Source organism: Arthrobacter sp. ov407, assembly GCF_900102895.1.
Lineage (GTDB): Bacteria > Actinomycetota > Actinomycetes > Actinomycetales > Micrococcaceae > Arthrobacter.
In genome coordinates, this window is record NZ_FNGD01000012.1 from 59,153 (window position 1) to 79,096 (window position 19,944).

Sequence of the window (19,944 nt, forward strand, 5' to 3'; positions counted from 1 at the left end):
CCCGGACCGTGTTGGTCTGTATCTCCAAGGTTATCCTGCCTGGTTCATTTTAACGGTTTGAGGCGCGGGCGATGCCGGACTGTTAGCGTTGCCCACATGACACTGACGCGTTACCGGCGGCCCCTGATGATCATCGCGGCCACGCTTGCTGTGTTGTCTCTTGCTGCCGTCGGCGCCGTCATGGCCATGGCCTTCAACAATGTCGTGGCGCCCGCCTGGATTACCTCAGTGGCCCTCTACGGGCTCCCGGTGGCATTCCTGCTCATGCTGGCGCTCGTCGTGGACGCGGTGGCCGCCCGTCGCCGCCCGCGCGGGCCAGGCGAAAGGTAACGTTGGAGCGATGTCCCTCATCCGCGCGCTGAGCAAGGAACTTCAGGCACGAAGCGACGAATCGTTGCGGGCCCTGTTCTCCGCGCGGCCGGACCTGATTTCTCCCGGCGTCCCGGACTTCGCCGCCCTCGCCGCCCGTGCCAGCGGACGTGTCAGCGTGCAGCGGGCGCTCGAGCGGCTCAACCGTCCGCAGATGCAGGTCCTGGAAACCCTGCACCTGTGCACCAACGCCGATACCGGGCACAGCGCCTCGGCGGCGATGCTGAAGAAGCTGATCAACGGCTCCTCGGCTGCCGCCATAGACCGGCTCCTCCATTCCCTGCAGGAACTGGCCCTCGTCCACCGCGCCGATCCGCCGCACGGTGCGGCCGCCGCTGCCACCAAGCAGCGCCACTACCTTCCGGTGGGCAGCCTCAAGGATGTGATCGGCATCTACCCCGCCGGGCTGGGGCGCAGCTACACCGAACTCGTGCGGCTCCAGCCTGCCTTTGCGCAGCGCGTGGTGCACCTGGTGGGGGAACTGCACCGTGGCGGATCGTCCATCTCCCCCGCCACGACGCCGATGGAAGCGGCCCTGTCGCTGCAGCACTGGACGGCGACCCCGGAATCGCTCCAGCAAATCCTGACCACCGCACCGGATCGGACCGCCGCCCTGCTGGCCCGGTTCGGAAACTGGGCCATGGGCGCCGTTCCGCAGGCGCAGCGGCGGGCTTCCGTGCTCCACGAAAGCGCCGACGTCGGCCCTGTGGACTGGTTGCTGGCGCGGGGGCTGCTGGTGCCCCTAGACGCCGCCCACGTCGAACTGCCGCACAGCGTCGGAGTGTCGCTGCGCGGCGGGTTTGTCATCGAGAGTTTTTCCCTGGTGCCGCCCGTCCCCCAGCTAGGCCACACGAGCGCAGGGCTGCGCCGGAACGCCGCGTTGGGCGCAATTGCCGAGACCCTGCGGCTCGTGGGCGAGGTGCTTTACATCGTGCGCGAACAGCCTCTGGCGACGCTGCGCAGCGGGGGCGTCGGGGTCCGGGAGATGAAGCGGCTGGCGGATTCCCTGCGGATCGACGTGCACGAGGCCGGCGTACTCGCGGAGCTCTGCGGGCTGGCTGGCCTGCTGCGGCTGGACGTCGACAGTTCTGCGTGGGTGCAGCCGCCGCAGCTGGAGTGGCTGGCACTGCCGCGGCAGGAACAGTGGCTGTGGCTGGTCAATGCCTGGCTGGCCAGCGAGCGCGCGCCGTCCCTCGTGGGCCAGCCCCTGAATGCTGCCGCACCGGGCCCGGCCGGCCACCGGGGCCCGGCCGGGACCACGATCAATGCGCTCTCTGCCGAGGCGCAGCGGCCTGACGCGCCGGTGGTCCGTAAACGGGTCCTGGAAATCCTGAATGAACTCACCCTCGAAGCCGCGGCACCCGACGGGCGGGCCCCCGTTCTCGATGCCGCCGCTGTGCTGGAGCGAGCCGAGTGGACGCAGCCCCGGATGGCCCGGCGTTTCAGCTCGCTGATCCGTGGCATCCTCACGGAAGCCGAGATGCTTGGCCTGATCGGCTCCGGGGCGCTCAGCCAGCTGGGCGCCGCGATCGCCGCCGAGCAGCCGGATGAGGCGTTGGGGATCCTGGGCGAACACCTGCCGGCGGCCCTGCAGCATGTCTTGCTGCAGGCGGATCTGACGGCGGTGGCACCGGGCTACCTCGATCCGGAACTGAGCGAACGGCTCCTGACCATGGCGGCGGCAGAAGGCCAGGGCCCGGCAACCATCTACCGTTTCTCCGTCGCCTCCGTCCGCCGGGCCCTCGACGCCGGCCAGGACGCAGCGGCGATCCTGGACTTCTTGCGCCAGCATTCTGCCACCGCCATTCCGCAGCCGCTCCGGTACCTCATCGAAGACACCGCCGCGCGCCACTCCCGGCTTCGGGTGGGGGCAGCCGCCAGCTTCATCCAAAGCGAGGACGAGACTGCCCTGCTGGAGCTGCTCAACGCCCCGGCTGCCGCCGGCCTCGGGCTGGTGCGCATCGCGCCCACCGTGGTTATCTCACACGCCGCACCCCGGGAAACCGCCCAGGTCCTCAGGGGCCTGGGCCTCGCCCCCATCCTGGAGGAAGCACCCTCCGCCGTCGTCCGGCTGCGCCGCAGTACCCCGGGTCCCGGCAGCGGCCGGCCCGTCTACACCGCCCCGCGGACCGCTCCGCCGGAGGCCGATATTGACGCCCAACTGGCCGTGCTGCGCGGTGACGGTTCCCGGGCACCAGGCTCCGGCGCTCACTCGCCGCCTGCTGCCCCGGGCAGCGAGGAAGCGACCCAGCTGGGGCTGGAGACCCTCCTGAAAGCGATCCGCCTCAGGCAGCGGGTGGTCATGAACGTCGTGGACAGCATGGGGAATGCCAGCCGCGAGACGGTTGTTCCGGTAGCTGTGAATGGCGGGCGGGTGCGGGTGTTCGATCCGGACAAGGAGATCGAGCGGGTCCTGTCCATCCACCGGATTATCGACGTAGAAGCTACAGAGGAATTGTTCCAGTGAATGACGGGCCCCTGATCGTCCAGAGTGATAAGACCATCCTGCTGGAGGTCGACCACGAACTCGCAACGGAGGCCCGGCACGCCATCGCGGCGTTCGCCGAGCTGGAACGGGCCCCGGAGCATGTGCACAGCTACCGGTTGACGCCGCTGGGGCTGTGGAATGCCCGTGCGGCCGGGCTGGACGCCGAAAAAGTGCTGGACACCCTGCTCACGTACTCCCGGTTTCCCGTGCCGCACTCCCTGCTGATCGACGTCGAAGAGACGATGTCCCGGTACGGCCGGCTCCGGCTGGAAAAGGACCCGCAGCACGGCCTGGTCATGCGCACGTCCGACTACCCCGTGCTCGAAGAAGTCAGCCGTGCCAAGAAGATCGCCCCATTGCTCGGGCCGCGGATCGACGGTGAGACGGTGGTGGTGCATTCCTCCCAGCGCGGCCAGCTCAAGCAGCTGCTGCTCAAGATTGGCTGGCCGGCCGAGGACCTGGCCGGCTACGTGGACGGCACGCCGCACCCCATCATGCTCAACGAATCCGGCTGGAAGCTGCGGCCCTACCAGCAACTGGCCGCGGAGAACTTCTGGGCCGGCGGCAGCGGCGTCGTCGTTCTTCCCTGCGGCGCCGGCAAGACGCTGGTCGGGGCGGCCGCCATGGCCACAAGCTCCACCACCACGCTGATCCTGGTGACCAACACCGTCGCCGCGCGGCAGTGGAAGGACGAGCTCATCAAGCGCACGTCGCTGACCGAGGAGGAGATCGGCGAGTACTCCGGCTCCGTCAAGGAAGTTCGTCCGGTCACGATCGCCACCTACCAGGTCCTGACCACGAAGCGCGGCGGCCTGTACCCGCATCTGGAGCTCCTGGACGGCAACGACTGGGGTCTGATCATCTACGACGAGGTCCACCTGCTGCCGGCGCCGATCTTCCGGATGACGGCGGACCTGCAGGCCAGGCGCCGGCTGGGGCTCACCGCCACGTTGGTGCGGGAGGACGGGCGGGAGGGCGAGGTCTTCAGCCTGATCGGCCCGAAGCGCTACGACGCGCCGTGGAAGGACATCGAGAACCAGGGCTACATCGCCCCCGCCGATTGCGTGGAGGTCCGGGTGGACCTCCCCCGCGACGAACGGGTGGCCTATGCCATGGCCGAGGACGCCGACAAGTACCGCCTGTGCGCCACCTCCGAGACGAAGACCCGGGTGGTGGAAGAGCTGGTCGCCGAACACGCCGGCGAGCAGCTCCTGGTGATCGGGCAGTACATCGACCAGCTCGACGAGATCGGCGAGCGCCTCAACGCGCCGGTGATCAAGGGCGACACGTCGGTCAAGGAACGCCAGCGGCTCTTCGACGCCTTCCGCGCGGGCGAGGTGCAGACCCTGGTGGTGTCCAAGGTGGCCAACTTCTCCATCGACCTGCCCGAGGCGTCGGTCGCGATCCAGGTGTCCGGTTCGTTCGGTTCCCGCCAGGAGGAGGCCCAGCGCCTGGGCCGGCTGCTGCGTCCGAAGAAGGACGGCCGCTCCGCCCGATTCTACTCGCTCGTGGCCCGGGACACCCTGGATCAGGACTTCGCCGCGAAGCGGCAGCGTTTCCTCGCCGAGCAGGGCTACGCCTACCGGATCATGGACGCCAAGGACGTCGGCACCGCCGGCTAGGGGGTGGGTGTCGCAACAGGCGCGGCCCATGCAACACTCATATGCCATTCAGAAAACTCCCAGAGTCTGGGAGCATCATGGGAACATGAAAAAGAACGGACCCGAAGCCAAGCTGCTCGTCGTCGATGATGAACCGAACATCCGCGAGCTGCTGTCGACGTCCCTGCGCTTCGCAGGTTTCGAAGTTGTCTCGGCCGGCACTGGGCGCGAGGCACTGGCCGCCGCGGAGGAGCACGCCCCCGACCTGGCAGTGCTGGACGTCATGCTGCCGGACATGGATGGATTCACCGTCACCCGCCGCCTGCGAGCCGCCGGCAAACACTTCCCCGTCCTGTTCCTCACGGCCAAGGACGACACCGAAGACAAGGTCACGGGCCTGACCGTCGGCGGGGACGATTACGTCACCAAACCCTTCAGCCTCGACGAGGTGGTGGCCCGCATCCGCGCGGTGCTCCGGCGCACGCAGCCCCAGGTCGACGACGACGCCGTGATCCGGGTCGACGACCTCCAGCTCGACGACGACGCCCACGAGGTCCGCCGCGGCGGCACCGTGATCGAGCTGTCCCCCACCGAGTTCAAGCTCCTGCGCTACCTCATGCTCAACCCGAACCGGGTCCTGTCCAAGGCCCAGATCCTCGACCACGTGTGGGAGTACGACTTCAACGGCGATGCCTCGATCGTGGAGTCCTACATCTCCTACCTGCGCCGCAAGGTGGATATCGATCCCGATGCCCCGGCACTGATCCAGACCAAGCGCGGCGTCGGCTACGTTCTGCGGACTGCCGAGAAGCGCTGACCTTGCTGCACCGCTGGAAATCGGCTTCGCTGCGGTCGCAACTGGTGGCCATCATGATGGCGCTCATGCTGGTGGCCCTCACGGCCACTGGCGCGGGCACGCTGACGCTGCTGCACAGCTTCCTGCAGGGACAGGTGGATGACAAGCTCCGGGCCGCCGTCGAATCCGTGCGGCTGGAGAAGTCCTTCACCCAGCTGCAGGAGACCAGCTCCACCGTTCCCACCGACTACTCCCTGATGCTCTTCAGCCCGGGCCTGCCGCCCCTTCCGTTCGGCGGCGACAAGGGCTCCCACCCCGCCATCAGCACCTTTTCCGCGGTCGAGGCCAGGCAACGCCAGCAGGTACCCTTCCAGGTCCGCGGCTCCGAGGGCGGCAACTGGAGGGTTGTGGCCCTGAGCGTCGTGGACAACAACCAGCGCAGCGCGGTCGTCGTGATCGGGCTGCCGCTGGACCCCGTCGATTCCGTGATGGAACATGCCGCCCTGGTGGTGGTGGGGGTGGGCCTGCTGACGCTCGTGCTGGCGTTCTTCATTGCCACGTGGACCGTATCGCGATCCTTCCGGCCGCTGGCCCGGGTGGAGAAGACGGCCGCCGCGATCGCCGCCGGAGACCTCTCCAGACGCGTGGAAATCGAAAACCCCAACACCGAAGTGGGGAGGCTGGGCAGCTCGCTCAATGCCATGCTCGCGCACATTGAGACAGCGTTCGCCGCCCGGATGGCGTCCGAGGCACGGATGCGTCGCTTCGCCGCCGACGCCTCGCATGAACTGCGGACCCCGCTGGTGACCATTCGAGGGTTCTCCGAGCTGTACCGGCAGGGGGCGCTGTCTTCTCCGGAAGACGTGGCCACGGCGATGGGGCGGATCGAAAGCGAAGCCAAGCGCATGGGAGCCATGGTGGAAGACCTGCTGCTGCTGGCCAGGATCGATGAGCAGCGCCCGCTGCAGCAGAAACCCGCGGATCTGCTGCTGCTGGCCAGCGACGCGGTGGTGGACTCCCAGGCGACCGACCGCAGCCGCACCATCACCCTCACCGGGCTTGACGGGGCGGCCCCCGCGCCCGCCCCGGTGCTGGGCGACGAAGCCAAGCTGCGCCAGGTGGTCAGCAACCTGGTCGGCAACGCCCTGCGGTACACGCCGGAGGGCACCCCGATCGAAATTGGCGTCGGGGTCCGGGCCGCACCGGACGGAGCACCGCAGTCCGTGATCGAGGTCCGGGACCACGGACCGGGCGTCCCGGACGACGAAGCGGCCCGTATTTTCGAGCGCTTCTACCGGGCGGACACCTCCCGGACCCGGGAGACCGGCGGCAGTGGACTTGGCCTGGCGATCGTGGCCGCCATCGTCGGCTCGCATTCCGGGTCCGTGCGGGTCGGGGAGACTGACGGGGGCGGGGCCACACTGGTAGTCAGCATCCCGTACCTGAACGAAGACGCCACGGAACTGACCACGGCAGACTTGTCCACATAGGAGCCGACGGCAGTGTCCGGCTGGTGCGCTGCCCGCTTACGCTCGGGATGTCCGGAAAATCCGGACGAGGCAGCCGCTCCCCCACAAGCCTTCACCGCAGACTCTCACCGCAAACTCTCACCACAGACCCCCACCGCTGACGTTCACCCTGCTCCGCCGGGCCGCGGCTGCCTCCCCGAACATTCGAGAGGCATTCCCATGAGCATCATCTCCGTCGATACGGAACTCCTCCAGCTCAAGTCCGCCAACGTGCAGGCCACGGTGGAGCGGATCAGCGCGGACGTCCACGCCATGAAACGAGGGCTGGACGAACTCCAGGGCAGCTGGCGCGGCTCCGCGGCAACCAACTTCCAAACCCTGGTCGCCGAGTGGACGCTGACCCAGGGCAGGGTCGAGGCTTCCCTGGCATCCATAAATCTCGCGCTGAATTCCGCGGCCGCCACCTACGCACAGGCAGAACTGGGCAATGCGCAGCGGTTCACGTGAGCCTCACGCGGTGTCACGCGGTGTCAGGCCTCGGGTGTGCCCTGGTGGAAGCGCAGCCGCCATTGCGCGCCTTCAAGGACCCACAGGGAGCTGCGCAGGGCTGATCCGTCGCGGGTGTGGCTGCGGTAGGTCAGGAGCACGGTCTTCTCGCCCAGCCGGTCCGCGCCCAACAGCTCCAGGTCCACGGGTCCGCCCGGGTTGTCCTCGAGCGACATCATCATGGCGTCGCGGGTCCAGATCCGGCCGGAGCTGCCGATTTCGGTGAAGTCCGGATGGAGCAGGACGCCCGTGCGGCCCAGGTCCGCCCGGGTTTCCGGGCGGAGCAGTTCCCGCTCGAGGGACTCGACGACGGCTTCGGGGCTGGTCTCCGCCAGGGCCACGGCCGGTTCTTCTTCGAGTTCGCTGAAGAGGTCCGGTTCGTCGTAGGCCCCTGGTGCGCCAAAGAGTTCCTGCTGGCCCGAAGGCGCCGGGGCTGTCTGCGCCCGGGATGCGGCCTGCGGCGGGGCGGCCTGTGGTTCCGTCCGCGGGGCGGTCTGCGACGGGACGGGCTGCGGGGCGGCCTGCGGCATCGCGGAGCCCGCGCGGACTGCCGGCTGCGTCTTGCCCTCCGGCATCTCGCCCGCCGGCGTCCCGCCCTCCGGCGTCCCGAACCCGGGGCCCTGCCGGACGGCCACGGCCTGCTGGTACGCCGTAGCCGCTGCCCGGGCACGGACGTCTGCCGCTTCGTTGAGCTCGTGCCCAGCATGGCCCCGCACCCATTCGAAGGTGTACTTGCGGCCCACGAGCGCCTGGTCGATCTCCTTGAGGAGGTCCACGTTCAGCACCGGCTTGCCGTCGGCCTTGCGCCAGCCCTTGCGTTTCCAGCCCGGCATCCACTTGGTCACGGCGTTGATGACGTACTGGCTGTCGCAAAGGATCAGCAGGTCTTCCCCGGGTACGTGTGCCGTCGCCCGGAACAGGTCCAGCACCGCCATTAATTCGCCCTGGTTGTTCGTGCCGTGGGGCCATCCGCCGGCCCGCCAGCAGTCGTCATTCACGTACCAGGCCCAGCCGGCCGGGCCGGGATTTCCTAAGGCCGAACCGTCGGCCGCTGCTGTAATCGTCACTGACCTATCCTGCCAGACCCTGCCGACACCCACGCAACGCTCCCTCACCTCCGGCCCCCACCCACGCAACGCTCCCTCACCTGCCGTTTTCAGGTGAGGGAGCATTCGCAGGATCACTGTGATATCTGAGGGGGCGTCGGCAAAATCGCTGCGACAACTGAGGGAGGGTCGGCTGGATCAGTGCGTTAAGTGAGGGAGGGTGTTTGGGCGGGGATGCGCTTAACCGACGACGGCGGCCCCACCCGAAGGTGGGACCGCCGTCGTCGAACAGCCGGTGGAGGCTAGCGCGGGGGGTTAGAAACCGCCCATGCCGCCCATGCCGCCCATGTCGTCGCCGCCGCCCATCTGGGCGCCAGCCTTTTCGGGCTTGTCGGCTACAACGGCCTCGGTGGTGAGGAACAGGCCGGCGATGGAAGCCGCGTTCTGCAGGGCAGAGCGGGTTACCTTGACCGGGTCGTTGATGCCGGCGGCCAGCAGGTCGACGTACTCGCCGGTGGCTGCGTTGAGGCCGTGGCCCGCGGGCAGGCCGCGGACCTTGTCCACGACGACGCCGGGCTCGAGGCCGGCGTTGAAGGCGATCTGCTTCAGCGGGGCGTCGATGGCAACGCGGACGATGTTCGCGCCCGTTGCCTCGTCACCGGAGAGCTGCAGGTTCGCGAACGCCTTGGCGCCGGCCTGGATCAGGGCAACGCCACCGCCGGCGACGATGCCCTCTTCGACAGCAGCCTTGGCGTTGCGGACGGCGTCCTCAATGCGGTGCTTGCGTTCCTTGAGCTCGACCTCGGTTGCGGCGCCGGCCTTGATGACTGCAACGCCGCCGGCCAGCTTGGCCAGGCGCTCCTGCAGCTTCTCGCGGTCGTAGTCGGAATCCGAGTTTTCGATCTCGGCGCGGATCTGGGACACGCGGCCGGCGATCTGGTCGGCGTCGCCTGCACCCTCGACGATCGTGGTCTCGTCCTTGGTGACAACCACCTTGCGGGCCTTGCCAAGGAGTTCGAGTCCGGCGGTCTCAAGCTTGAGGCCGACTTCCTCGGAGATGACCTGGCCACCGGTGAGGATGGCGATGTCGGCCAGCTGCGCCTTGCGGCGGTCGCCGAAGCCCGGAGCCTTGACGGCAACGGACTTGAAGGTGCCGCGGATCTTGTTGACGATCAGGGTGGCCAGGGCCTCGCCCTCGATGTCTTCGGCAATGATCAGCAGCGGCTTGTTGGACTGCATGACCTTTTCCAGGACAGCAACCAGTTCCTTGACGTTGGAGATCTTGGAATTGACGATCAGGATGTACGGATCCTCAAGGACCGTTTCCTGGCGCTCGGCGTCGGTGACGAAGTAGGCGGAGATGTAGCCCTTGTCGAAGCGCATGCCTTCGGTCAGCTCCAGCTCGAGGCCGAACGTGTTCGACTCCTCGACCGTGATGACGCCTTCCTTGCCGACCTTGTCGAGGGCTTCGGCGATCAGGGCGCCGATCTCGTTGTCGCCGGCGGAGATGGACGCGGTGGCGGCGATCTCTTCCTTGGTCTCGATCTCCTTGGCGGAGGCCAGGAGCTCGATGGTGACGGCGTCAACAGCCTTCTCGATGCCGCGCTTGAGGGACAACGGGTCAGCGCCGGCCGCGACGTTGCGCAGGCCTTCCTTGACCAGTGCCTGTGCCAGCACAGTTGCCGTGGTGGTGCCGTCGCCTGCGACGTCATCCGTCTTCTTGGCAACTTCCTTGACCAGCTCGGCGCCGATCTTCTCGTAAGGATCGTCCAGCTCGATCTCCTTGGCGATGGAAACACCATCGTTGGTGATCGTGGGGGCGCCCCACTTCTTTTCGAGGACGACGTTGCGTCCACGCGGGCCGAGGGTGACCTTGACGGCGTCGGCGAGGATGTTCAGGCCCCGCTCAAGACCGCGGCGTGCCTCTTCATCAAATGCAATGATCTTGGCCATAACGGCAGTAGTCCTTTCGGGACAGTCGTTAAGAATGAACCTTCGCTGTGGTGCCCGCGACGGACGATCCCTACCCCGCGGCCTCTGTATGCCGCTGGGTCAGGGATCTCACCCCAGCAAGGTGTTCCTTTAGCTCCTGGACCGGCTGCCCCACTTCGCGGCCGGGCGGACCGGGCGTTGTGTTAGCAGTCAGTGCGCTGGAGTGCTAACTCAATAATTAGCACTCCCCCGGGGAGAGTGCAAGCAGTGCCCGGCCCGAACCGCCCGCCACGCGGGCACAATACGCTAGGAGCGATCAGCCGCCGCTGCTGCTGGCCGTCTCCGTGCCGCTCATTGTGGGGAGGTTGTCCCCGCCGTAGGCATAGACCACGTAGTTCCCTTCGGTGATGTCGCCGTGGGAATCGAAGTTGATCCGCCCGGACTGGCCGTCATAGTCCGGGCGATTGCCTGCCCGGAGGGCGTCGACGCAGTTCTTGTAGCTCTTGCACGACTGGCTGGGCGGCTGGCTGGCGGGCTGGCCGCCCGCGGCATTTCCCCCTGCTGGCGCAGTTCCCCCGGAGACAGAGACGAGGGACGCCGCGATGGAGGTTCCGGCGTCGTCTTCGGCCGCGGCGGCAGCGACAGCGGCGAGGATGACGGCGTCGTACGTCTCAGCGCCAAACACCATGTCCTCCAGCCCGGGATCAACGGCAACAAGGTCCTTCTGGAAGGTGGCGGAGGGGAACACGCCGGGCAGGACCCCGCGTGCGCCGTCTAGCGCCCGCGTTCCCAGACCGGAACCATACTTGCTGACTGCTCCGTCGCTGAGGACAAGTTTCTTCCCGGCCAGGCCGGCGTTGTTCAGTTCGGCGATGGCACCCTGCGCGCCATCGCGCGAGATCAGGACGACGGCGTCGGGATTTGCGGACTTCGCTGTGGCGGCAGCCTGCTGTGCCTGGCCGGGAGTGAACTCCGCGTCCGCCACGACTTCCAGTCCGGATTGTGTCGCAGCACCCGCGACAGCGGCGGCGACGTCCTTGCCGTATTCGCCTTCCTCATGCAGCACCGCCAGAGTCTTGGCGCCACCGTCTTTGACCAGCTTGGCGAGGACGGACGCCTGGGCGATGTCGGCCGCCGAGGTACGGAAATAGTAGCCGCCGCTCTTGTAGTTGCTGAGCGCGCTGGCCGAGTTGGCGGGCGAGATGACGGCCACCTTGGCGTTGGCCAGCACGTCGATCGCGGCAGGGGCACGGCTGGAATCTGTCGGACCGATCACCACGTCAGCCTTGGCGGCGACCAGCGCCTTCGCCTGGGCGGCGGTGTCCGTGCTGACCGTTTCCGGCAGCAGCTCCACCGGTCTGCCTTTGTGGCCACCGGCCGCGTTGATCTCCTTGACGGCGAGTTTGGCCGCCGCGAGCTGGGGGGCGTTGAGGAAGTTCTGCCGCCCAGTATTGTCCAGGATCAGGCCGATGCGCAGGGTGCCGTCACCGCTGGCGTCGGCGCTGGCCACGCGGGCGCTGCCTGCAGGGCCCAGGCAGCCCGTCAGGGCCACGGCGGCTAGTGTGCCCGCCGCCAGGGCGCTGCCCAGCGGCAAAGTTCCTCCCAGGCGCCCTGCCGCGGCCCGCGGGGCGTTCTTGACGGCAGCGAGTGCCACTAGGCGGGCCGGACGCTTTCAGCCTGCGGGCCCTTTTCGCCCTCGCCGACTTCCAGCTCCACCCGCTGGCCCTCGTCCAGGGCGCGGTAGCCTTCCCCAACGATCGCGGACCAGTGCACGAAGACGTCGTTCTCATCACCGTCCACGGTGATGAAGCCGTAGCCCTTTTCGGCGTTGAACCATTTGACGGTTCCCAGTGCCATGGTGTCCACACTTTCAGCTAGCTTGCGTGCGGCCCACCTCGATGTGCGCCGCGGACTGCGAAGAGAAATCCGCAGATACTGTACCCACAGCGTCCCCCCGGGACGCTGTGGCGGGCAGGTCTGCCGCCGAATAGTTATTGAGGCGTAACCGGAATTGGCTACTGGTAGCCGGGGCCGAGCACAACAACAAGGGGCAAGTTGAACTCGGCGGAGTCCACGAGGGTGTCGATGCCCAGGAGCGTTCCGAGTGCCGCCGCATTGCCCTTCTGTTCCATACCGCTGTAGAAAATCACCGACGTCTGCTGCGGGGCACCGCGCCAGTTCCCTTTCTGGCCCACGGTCCAGCCGTTGGAGCTGACGGTACCGCCGACCCGGCTGGCGAGACCAGCAGTGGTGGTCCCGTTGTAGATCGTCACCGGCGCCGTCTTGTCCACACCGGCGGCTGTGGCGCTGGGCGTCGCCGAAGGCGATGACGACGGCGCTGCCGCGGCGGGCTGCGTGCCGGCCGGCTTCGGGCTCTGCGCGGGGCTGGGGCTCGCCGGGCTCGTTGCGGTTGCGCTGTTACCGGCCGTCACGGCCGCGGCCTGGCCTGCGGGGAATCCGAGCTTCGGCAGGATCAGGAAGGCCACCAGGCCGATGGCCAGCGCCACGAAACCCGCCGCCAAGATGGGCGTCAGGCTCCGGCGGCGCGATGCGGCGACGGACCGGTGGACACCCTGCCGGGTAGAGCCCTCCGGGACTCGATCAAATTCATCCCGAGCGTATTTGGTCATGGTAAAACGACGTCCTTGCTGATTTCATACGGGTGCCCGAGGCCGGAACGGACGCAACAGGACGTGCGCATCCGGCTGCTCGTGACGCGACTTTACGAATCTGTTCCCAGACGGCGGGCAGTGCGGGCACGTTGGCGTGATGTACGTAGTCTACGCAATCTCTTGACCAGCATGGGGTCGTGGGCCAGGGCATCCTCGGTGTCGATGAGGGCATTGAGGATCTGGTAGTAGTGCGTGGCGGAGAGATCGAACAGCTCGCGGATGGCCTGTTCCTTGGCCCCCGCGTATTTCCACCACTGCCGCTCCAGGGCCAGCATCTGCTGGTCGCGGGCGCTGAGCGGAGACTCCGCGGACACCCCGTCAAGACCTGCGCCGGCAGCGGAGAATCCGGCAGATTCCCCCGCGAGCACGTGCTCTTGCGCTGTTTCGGCCACGACACACTCCTGGCTGGATCGGGTAAAAGTCAGTCCCATGCTACGGCCGAATGACAGGGTTGTCATTCGGCGGGGTACCGGAGCGGGTGACGCCTGCGGAAGAATGGGTGCTGTGTTTGATTCCGAGTTTGACTCCGACGCGCTGTTCGAGCTGGAAACCGGCGCTGCCGGTGACCTCAGCTTCGCCGACCTGGCGGGCCGGCCGCTGAGCGAACTGGTCGCTCCGGACTGGGCAGAGCCGCTGGCGCCGGTGGAGACGCAGTTACGGGAAGCCCTGGCCTTCGTTGCCGGCGAAGTGGCAGCCGGGCATGGCGTGCTGCCGTCGCCGCCAAATCTGCTGCGGGCCTTCCGGCAGCCGCTGGCCGGCGTCCGGGTGCTGGTGGTGGGCCAGGATCCCTATCCGACGCCGGGGCACGCCGTGGGGCTGTCTTTCGCCGTGGACGGTGCCACCCGGCCGATCCCCCGTAGCCTGGCGAACATCTACAAGGAACTTCAGTCCGATCTCGGCTTGCCGCCGCGCGTCCACGGTGACCTTGGCCGCTGGGCGGAGCAGGGCGTACTGCTGCTGAACAGGGTGCTCAGTGTCCGGGCCGGCGCGGCGGGCTCGCACCGGAACAAGGGCTGGGAGGCCGTCACGGCGACGGCCATCCGGGCAGTCGCGGACCGGGCGTCCGCCTCCGGTGCGGGCCATGCTCCCCTTGTGGTGATCTTGTGGGGGAAGGATGCCGAGTCCGTGCGGCCGCTGCTGGGGTCCGCTGCCGTGATCGCCAGCGCCCACCCCAGCCCGCTCTCGGCCTCGCGCGGCTTCTTCGGGTCCCGGCCGTTTAGCCGGGCCAACGCCCTGCTGCAGGAACAGGGCAACGGAACGGTCGACTGGGAACTGCCGCCGCTGCCGTAACAGACTTCCGTCCCGAGTTCCCGGCCTGGGTTCTTGGTTAGGCTTAGCTGCATGACCTCCGTCCCCGCCGCCACCACCGCCACCCGGAACTCGCGTCCCCAGACGGACCTGACCGTCCTGCGCAGAGAACAGCTCTCTCCGCACATGGTCCGGATCATCGCCGGCGGCCCAGGCTTCGCCGCGTACGTCAACAACGACTATGTGGACCGGTACGTCAAGATCGCCTTTCCGCAACCCGGCATCGACTACCCGGAGCCGCTGGACCTGTGGGCCATCAGGGAAGCCATGCCGCGCAGTCAGTGGCCGCACACCCGGACCTACACGGTCCGCTGGGTGGACCCGGCGGCGCAGGAACTGGCCATCGATTTCGTGATCCACGGCGACGAGGGCCTCGCTGGCCCCTGGGCGGCCTTGGCCCAGCCCGGCGACCGCCTGACTTTCACGGGCCCGGGCGGCGGTTACAACCCGGATCCTGCGGCGGACTGGTACCTGTTTGCCGGCGATGAATCCGCGCTGCCGGCCATCGGCGCCGCGATCGAATCCCTGCCGGAGGATGCCCGCGGCCTCGCCCTGCTCGAAGTGGACAGCGACGCCGACATCCAGGCCATCGCCGGGCCCGCCGGCGTCGAACTGCGCTGGCTGCTGCGCGGCGGCGTGCCCGCCGGAGAGAGCGAACTCCTGGTCACGGCCGTCCGCGACGCCGAGTGGCCCGAGGGCCGGGTGCAGGTCTTTGCCCACGGCGAGCGGGGCTACATGAAGGGCCTGCGGGAGGTTTTCTACGTGCAGCGCGGGCTGGAGCGGGCCCAGGTTTCCCTCTCGGGCTACTGGGCCAAGGGCCGGGTGGAGGACGACTTCCAGGCGGAGAAGAAGCTCCCGATAGGCAAGATATAACCAGGCAAGATCTAGCGTTACCAGATCCATCCGCACCACTTAGCGGCGGCGGGCCCTGCGCCGCTCGTTGCTCGCCAGGCTCCGCGTCAGGGGCCGCGCCAAGGTGTCACCGAGCACGATGCCGGCAGCGACACCGAGCACGATCGCCCCGGCGTTGAGCATCCCGCCGGCGCCCATGAGAATCTCCGATTCCTCGATGGTCAATACATACATGGACCGGAATATAGTGAGTCCCGGGAGCAGGATCAGGGCTGCGGGGACGGCGACGACCAGCTGGGGAGCGCCCATCCGGAGGGCCACCACGCGGGCCAGCAGGCCAATCACCACAGCGGCGACGGCCGGGGCGAAGCGGGGTCCGATGCCCAGGGCGTCACCGCCGATCAGGACCAGATAGCCCACCACCCCCACGGCCGCCGTCGGCAGCAGCAGCGTCCAGCTGGTCTGTTCGGTGATACCGATCATCAGCACGGCGATGGCGATCATGATGCCAAGCGCCCACCACGGATACGCCGGAGGGAATGTTTCGGTGACATCGATCGACTCCATGCCGGTCATGTCCCCGACCACGAAGCCGACGGCAATGCCGGTCACGAGCGCGCCGAAGGTCAGCATGGTGGAGAGGAAACGGCCGGCCGCCGTGACCGGGAAGCCGTTGATTGCATCCTGCACCGAGGAGACGAGCCGTCCGGTCGGCAGTAGCAGCAGGATTCCGCCGACCACCACGATGGCCGGAGGTATCTGGATTCCTACCAGGCCGCCGAAACGCCATAAAAGCAGGGCGAGGAAGGTGACCAGGAAGGAACACGAGGCGGTGACGAAGAAGTCAGGTGTGCGCCACCGCCCCAGCTGCCTGGCCAGCAGGCTCACCAGGAGGTTGGAGAGGAAGGCGACGGCAGAGGCTCCGAGGTCGCCGCCGAGAACACCGACGAAGACGGCAGAGAACACGCCGAATGCCACAGTGACCATCCAGCGCGGGAATGGCTTGGAACTGTGGGTGATTTCGTCGAGCCGGCGCACAGCCTCCTCGCGTCCCACGCCGCCGGAGACGATGTCCGTGACGAGCTGGTGCACCTTGGCCAGGCCCGCGTAGTTGTTGGTCCAGGACCGCACGACACGCAGCAGGGTGATGGGCGTCTGGTCTTTGGGGGCATAGTTGATGGCCACCGACTGGTTGGTGATGTCCACTTCGATGTTCTTGAGTCCCAGGGCGGCCGTGATGGCGATGATGCTTGTCTCGACTTCGAGGGCTCCGGCGCCGTACCGGAACATCGATTCCGCCAGATGCAGTGCGAAGTCGATCGTCTTGCGGGCAGAGGCATCTACGCCGCCCACCTGGATCATCGGGTTTGCATAGGGGCTGCCGGCGAGCCGGTCCACGATGCTCATGGGCGCCGTCGGCGGGTTCTCGCCCTGTACCAGCCTGCGCAACATGCGCTTCGCGGCTGCGTTCTGGCGCACCTCCACGGGCGACATCGGCTGCGTCCTGGGCAGGCCGTCCGTGGGCGGCCTGCGGTGGCCGTCGTATCCGTTGTTCATTCCGGCCTCCTCACTGTCCTCGTCGGCTGTTTAGTAGAACTGCTGGCCCGTGCGCCGGGTGTAGAGCTGGCGTGCCACGCGCTCCCCCGCCGTCATCCAGACTTTGTACTTCAGCGGGCTCAGGACCTGGTCATAGCAGCCGACGAAGTCGGTCACGGTCTTGCTGAAGCTGGTCTTGAACAGGCCCAGCCCATGGAACGGGTTCGACGTGTCCTTGAGCTTGTCGCTTGGCGGCGTGCCGCAGAAGTCGTATTCGGTGCAGCCGAGTTCCTTGACCTGGCCGATCGCAGTCCACTGCACGAGGTGGGAGTCGCCATACTGGCCACGCTTCTGCAGGGAGCCGCCGTCTTTGTACGTTCCCTTGCGGCCGTAGTTGATCACGAACGCGCCAACCGAGGGCACGCCGTTCTCGTACACGAAGAGCAATCTGCCTTGGTCACGGGCCAGGAAGTTGCTCCAGAACTGGCGGTAGTACTCGTACTCGCGCACCCGAACCTGGGATTTGGCTTCCACCGTGGTGGTCATCAGGGCATACATGGCCCGGAAGTTCTCTTCCGTGGGCTCGACATTGTGGACCTCCACGCCCTCGCGGATGGCGCGGCGCACGGCATTGCGGCCCCGGGAATGGAGATTGCGCAGCAACTGGTTTTCCTCGGGCGCAATGTCGAGCAGCGCAGTGGAGTCGTTGGGCTGCAGGTTGTGGGTCTTGACCAGGCCCGCCCCCTCGAGGATCCGCGCGGCGTCGTCGGACAGGACGATATCCGGCTCGATCTTGATCGCGAAGACGCCCAGCTTGGCCCTTTTTACGAAGTCCGCGTTCGCCGCTGCGATCCCGGGGATGTCCTCGACGCACACCACATCGGGCCCCTTGATGAGGTACCAGAGCTTCCCGAGAAGCGGAAAGGACTTCTCCAGGACCAGGTTGTAGCTCGTGTAATCGGCCGCCTCATAAACAAGGTGCAGGGGCTTCCAACCAAAGTGCTGCTTGACCTCGGCGAAGGCTTCCGATTGCAGAAGATTGCCGCCATTGGGGTTCGCGGTGACGTGGGCATCCCAGTTGGCAATCTCCTCGGCAGAGGCAAAGCGGGCAGTGAATTCTCGCAAGGGTGCGGTATCCAATCATTGCGGTACGAGCTTCGGCGGCATGCGGACATGCAGCCCCAAGTCTATCGGTCCGTACCCTGCCGCCGGTCCGGGCAGGGCGGTTACGCTGGTCTCATGCAGGCTCAGCAACAACCGCTGGAAGGCCGTCCCGGGGCGCCCGGCGGCCGGTCGCGGGGAGCAGGCCGCGGTTCCCAGGTGATCGCGCTGCTCCTGTTCCTCGGCGCGTCGGCGCTCGTTGCGGCCCTCGGCGGCCTGGCCACGGCCAAGCACGTCAACGGCTGGTACGCCGCAGCGGACACGGCGCCCTGGTCCCCGCCCAACTGGGTCTTCGGTCCGGTCTGGACGGTCCTGTACGCCGCTATGGCAGTCGCGGCGTGGCTGGTCTGGCGCAGCCACGCCGAGGGGTCCAAGGCGGCCCTGACGGTCTACGGCGTGCAGCTGGTGCTGAACCTGCTCTGGACCCCGGTCTTCTTTGCCCTGTACCCGGTGCTCGGGACGCCGGCGCTGTGGATCGCGTTCGGGATCATCGTGGGATTGGCCGTGGCCGTAGCCGTGACGGTGGTGCTCTTCGGCCCGATCAGCCGGACGGCAGGACTGCTGATGCTGCCCTACCTGTCCTGGATCGTGTTCGCGGCCTCGCTGAATCTATGGGCCGCATTGCATAACTAGAGCGGTTACACAACTAGCGGCGCCATTCAGCGCCAGCCAGCCTTAGTCAGCTCCCTAGCACTCCACCACGTTGACGGCCAGGCCGCCCATCGCGGTTTCCTTGTATTTGGAGGACATGTCCTTGCCGGTTTCGCGCATGGTCACGATGACCTCGTCGAGGGAGACCCGGTGCGTGCCGTCGCCCCAGAGGGCCATCTTGGCGGCGTTGATGGCCTTGGCGGCGGCGATCGCGTTGCGTTCGATGCACGGGACCTGGACGAGGCCGCCGATCGGATCGCAGGTCAGGCCCAGGTTGTGTTCCATCGCGATTTCCGCGGCGTTCTCCACCTGTTGGGGGGTGCCGCCCATGACTTCGGCCAGGCCGGCGGCCGCCATCGAGGACGCCGAGCCCACCTCGCCCTGGCAGCCGACCTCGGCGCCGGAAATCGAGGCCTGCTCCTTGTAAAGCACGCCGATGGCGCCGGCGGTCAGCAGGAACTTGACGATCGTGTCGTCGCGGTCGGCCTGGGTTGCCTGGTCCATGCCGGGGGCGAAGTGCAGCGCGTAGTAGAGCACGGCCGGGATGATGCCGGCGGCGCCGTTGGTGGGGGCGGTGACCACGCGCCCACCGGAGGCGTTTTCCTCGTTCACGGCCAGGGCGATCAGGTTGACCCATTCCTGCCAGTACTTCGGGTCCCGGAAGTCGGGGTCCTGATCCAGGGTTTCCTTCATGAGCCGCTCGTGCCAGTCGGGCGCGCGGCGGCGGACCTTGAGCCCGCCGGGCAGCAGCCCGGTGCGCTTGAGGCTGACCTCGACACAGCCCTCCATCACCGAGTAGATGTGCAGCAGGCCCGCCCGGATCTCCGCCTCGGTGCGGGAGGCGCGCTCGTTGACCAGCATGATCTCGCCGATCGAGAGGCCCTTGGACTGGCAGCGGCCCAGCAGTTCAGCGGCCGTGCGGAAGGGCAGGGGAAGTTCCTTCTTCGACTCCGCGAGTTCCTTCAGTGCCGCGTCCTCCTCGCCCTCGCGGACGATGAAGCCGCCGCCGACGGAGAAGAACGTGGCCTGGTGCAGGGTTTCGCCGGCGGCGTCGGCGACGGTGAACGTCATTCCGTTGGTGTGCCGGGGCAGGATGGTCAGCGGCCGCAGGACCATGTCCTTCACCCCGTAGGGCAGGGCAACGGCTCCGGCCAACTGCAGGGTGCCGGTCTCCGCGATCGTGGCCAGCCGGTCTTCCACTTCCTCGGGCAGGATCTGCTCGGGGTGGAAGCCCTCGAGGCCGAGCAGGATGGCCGTCATGGTGCCGTGGCCGTGCCCGGTGGCGGCAAGGGAGCCGTACAGGTCCACCCGCAGCGAGGCGACCTTCTCCAGGTCCCCGGAGGCTTTGAGTTCTTCGGCGAAGACCGCGGCAGCCCGCATCGGGCCCACGGTGTGCGAGCTGGATGGCCCTATCCCGATGGAAAAGAGGTCGAACACTCCAACAGCCATTGTCGGTTCCTAACTAGGTCTTGCTGTGGCCCGGCAGAGGGTCTTGCCGGTAGGCGGCGCGGCCGCCG

At 67.4% G+C, this 19,944-nt stretch carries 18 protein-coding genes; 9 read left to right on the forward strand and 9 right to left on the reverse strand.

The window, feature by feature from the left end; genetic code table 11:
- Positions 1-96 precede the first annotated feature (96 nt).
- The 6 genes from BLS42_RS15430 to BLS42_RS15455 all read left to right on the forward strand — a co-directional run bounded on the left by BLS42_RS15430 (position 97) and on the right by BLS42_RS15455 (position 7,230).
- Complete coding sequence (locus tag BLS42_RS15430) at positions 97-330, forward strand: hypothetical protein (RefSeq protein ID WP_090582696.1); 234 nt, start codon at positions 97-99, stop codon at positions 328-330.
- 10 nt (positions 331-340) lie between these two features.
- Complete coding sequence (locus BLS42_RS15435; RefSeq protein WP_090582698.1) at positions 341-2,836, forward strand: helicase-associated domain-containing protein; 2,496 nt, start codon at positions 341-343, stop codon at positions 2,834-2,836.
- Positions 2,833-4,479 carry a DNA repair helicase XPB gene (locus BLS42_RS15440; RefSeq protein WP_090582700.1) on the forward strand — a complete coding sequence of 549 codons (1,647 nt, stop codon included), beginning with the start codon at positions 2,833-2,835 and terminating at the stop codon, positions 4,477-4,479. Before BLS42_RS15435 ends, BLS42_RS15440 begins: the two co-directional genes overlap by 4 nt.
- Before the next feature lie 85 nt (positions 4,480-4,564).
- A complete protein-coding gene (locus BLS42_RS15445) occupies positions 4,565-5,275 on the forward strand; it encodes a response regulator transcription factor (protein WP_090582702.1) in 711 nt (236 codons plus the stop codon).
- A 2-nt stretch (positions 5,276-5,277) separates the two neighbouring features.
- Entirely contained in the window at positions 5,278-6,744 is a 1,467-nt protein-coding gene (locus tag BLS42_RS15450) for an ATP-binding protein (RefSeq protein WP_090582703.1), read from the forward strand.
- Between the two features lie 198 nt (positions 6,745-6,942).
- On the forward strand, positions 6,943-7,230 hold the full coding sequence (locus tag BLS42_RS15455) for a WXG100 family type VII secretion target (protein WP_026538909.1): 288 nt from the start codon (positions 6,943-6,945) through the stop codon (positions 7,228-7,230).
- Between the two features lie 23 nt (positions 7,231-7,253).
- Here the strand turns inward: BLS42_RS15455 and BLS42_RS15460 are convergent, their stop codons facing one another.
- From BLS42_RS15460 to BLS42_RS15485, 6 genes are all read right to left on the reverse strand, one after another.
- Complete coding sequence (locus BLS42_RS15460; protein WP_090582705.1) at positions 7,254-8,336, reverse strand: ribonuclease HI family protein; 1,083 nt, start codon at positions 8,334-8,336, stop codon at positions 7,254-7,256.
- 294 nt (positions 8,337-8,630) lie between these two features.
- Complete coding sequence (gene groL, locus BLS42_RS15465; protein ID WP_090582707.1) at positions 8,631-10,268, reverse strand: chaperonin GroEL; 1,638 nt, start codon at positions 10,266-10,268, stop codon at positions 8,631-8,633.
- 295 nt (positions 10,269-10,563) lie between these two features.
- Positions 10,564-11,841, reverse strand: a complete 1,278-nt coding sequence (locus BLS42_RS15470) for an ABC transporter substrate-binding protein (protein WP_090582856.1) — start codon at positions 11,839-11,841, stop codon at positions 10,564-10,566.
- A gap of 59 nt (positions 11,842-11,900) precedes the next feature.
- On the reverse strand, positions 11,901-12,104 hold the full coding sequence (locus BLS42_RS15475) for a cold-shock protein (protein ID WP_143019218.1): 204 nt from the start codon (positions 12,102-12,104) through the stop codon (positions 11,901-11,903).
- A 158-nt stretch (positions 12,105-12,262) separates the two neighbouring features.
- Positions 12,263-12,877, reverse strand: a complete 615-nt coding sequence (locus tag BLS42_RS15480; RefSeq protein WP_090582711.1) for a LytR C-terminal domain-containing protein — start codon at positions 12,875-12,877, stop codon at positions 12,263-12,265.
- Between the two features lie 92 nt (positions 12,878-12,969).
- Positions 12,970-13,311, reverse strand: coding sequence for a DUF3263 domain-containing protein (locus BLS42_RS15485; RefSeq protein ID WP_090582713.1), 342 nt, complete (start codon positions 13,309-13,311; stop codon positions 12,970-12,972).
- A gap of 103 nt (positions 13,312-13,414) precedes the next feature.
- Here BLS42_RS15485 and BLS42_RS15490 point away from each other — a divergent pair, with 103 nt between their 5' ends.
- Positions 13,415-14,209, forward strand: coding sequence for a uracil-DNA glycosylase (locus BLS42_RS15490; protein WP_090582715.1), 795 nt, complete (start codon positions 13,415-13,417; stop codon positions 14,207-14,209).
- Positions 14,210-14,260: 51 nt separating this feature from the next.
- Positions 14,261-15,100 (forward strand): siderophore-interacting protein, encoded by an 840-nt coding sequence (locus tag BLS42_RS15495; RefSeq protein ID WP_090582717.1) that lies wholly within the window; start codon positions 14,261-14,263, stop codon positions 15,098-15,100.
- Positions 15,101-15,139: 39 nt separating this feature from the next.
- On the opposite strand, the gene BLS42_RS15500 is transcribed toward BLS42_RS15495, so the two are convergent.
- Positions 15,140-16,636, reverse strand: a complete 1,497-nt coding sequence (locus BLS42_RS15500) for a threonine/serine exporter family protein (protein ID WP_090582719.1) — start codon at positions 16,634-16,636, stop codon at positions 15,140-15,142.
- Positions 16,637-16,666: 30 nt separating this feature from the next.
- Entirely contained in the window at positions 16,667-17,740 is a 1,074-nt protein-coding gene (locus tag BLS42_RS15505; protein ID WP_090582721.1) for a lipid II:glycine glycyltransferase FemX, read from the reverse strand.
- 114 nt (positions 17,741-17,854) lie between these two features.
- Here BLS42_RS15505 and BLS42_RS15510 point away from each other — a divergent pair, with 114 nt between their 5' ends.
- A complete protein-coding gene (locus BLS42_RS15510; protein ID WP_090582723.1) occupies positions 17,855-18,409 on the forward strand; it encodes a TspO/MBR family protein in 555 nt (184 codons plus the stop codon).
- A 54-nt stretch (positions 18,410-18,463) separates the two neighbouring features.
- Here the strand turns inward: BLS42_RS15510 and BLS42_RS15515 are convergent, their stop codons facing one another.
- Positions 18,464-19,876, reverse strand: coding sequence for an L-serine ammonia-lyase (locus BLS42_RS15515; protein WP_090582725.1), 1,413 nt, complete (start codon positions 19,874-19,876; stop codon positions 18,464-18,466).
- Positions 19,877-19,944 lie beyond the last annotated feature (68 nt).

Coding starts and splice junctions, on each gene's coding strand:
- BLS42_RS15430 (WP_090582696.1), top strand. CDS start 97: ATGACACTGACGCGTTACCGGCGGCCCCTGATGATCATCGCGGCCACG.
- BLS42_RS15435 (WP_090582698.1), top strand. CDS start 341: ATGTCCCTCATCCGCGCGCTGAGCAAGGAACTTCAGGCACGAAGCGAC.
- BLS42_RS15445 (WP_090582702.1), top strand. CDS start 4,565: ATGAAAAAGAACGGACCCGAAGCCAAGCTGCTCGTCGTCGATGATGAA.
- BLS42_RS15455 (WP_026538909.1), top strand. CDS start 6,943: ATGAGCATCATCTCCGTCGATACGGAACTCCTCCAGCTCAAGTCCGCC.
- groL (WP_090582707.1), bottom strand. CDS start 10,268: ATGGCCAAGATCATTGCATTTGATGAAGAGGCACGCCGCGGTCTTGAG.
- BLS42_RS15475 (WP_143019218.1), bottom strand. CDS start 12,104: ATGGCACTGGGAACCGTCAAATGGTTCAACGCCGAAAAGGGCTACGGC.
- BLS42_RS15480 (WP_090582711.1), bottom strand. CDS start 12,877: ATGACCAAATACGCTCGGGATGAATTTGATCGAGTCCCGGAGGGCTCT.
- BLS42_RS15490 (WP_090582715.1), top strand. CDS start 13,415: ATGGGTGCTGTGTTTGATTCCGAGTTTGACTCCGACGCGCTGTTCGAG.
- BLS42_RS15495 (WP_090582717.1), top strand. CDS start 14,261: ATGACCTCCGTCCCCGCCGCCACCACCGCCACCCGGAACTCGCGTCCC.
- BLS42_RS15500 (WP_090582719.1), bottom strand. CDS start 16,636: ATGAACAACGGATACGACGGCCACCGCAGGCCGCCCACGGACGGCCTG.
- BLS42_RS15510 (WP_090582723.1), top strand. CDS start 17,855: ATGCAGGCTCAGCAACAACCGCTGGAAGGCCGTCCCGGGGCGCCCGGC.
- BLS42_RS15515 (WP_090582725.1), bottom strand. CDS start 19,876: ATGGCTGTTGGAGTGTTCGACCTCTTTTCCATCGGGATAGGGCCATCC.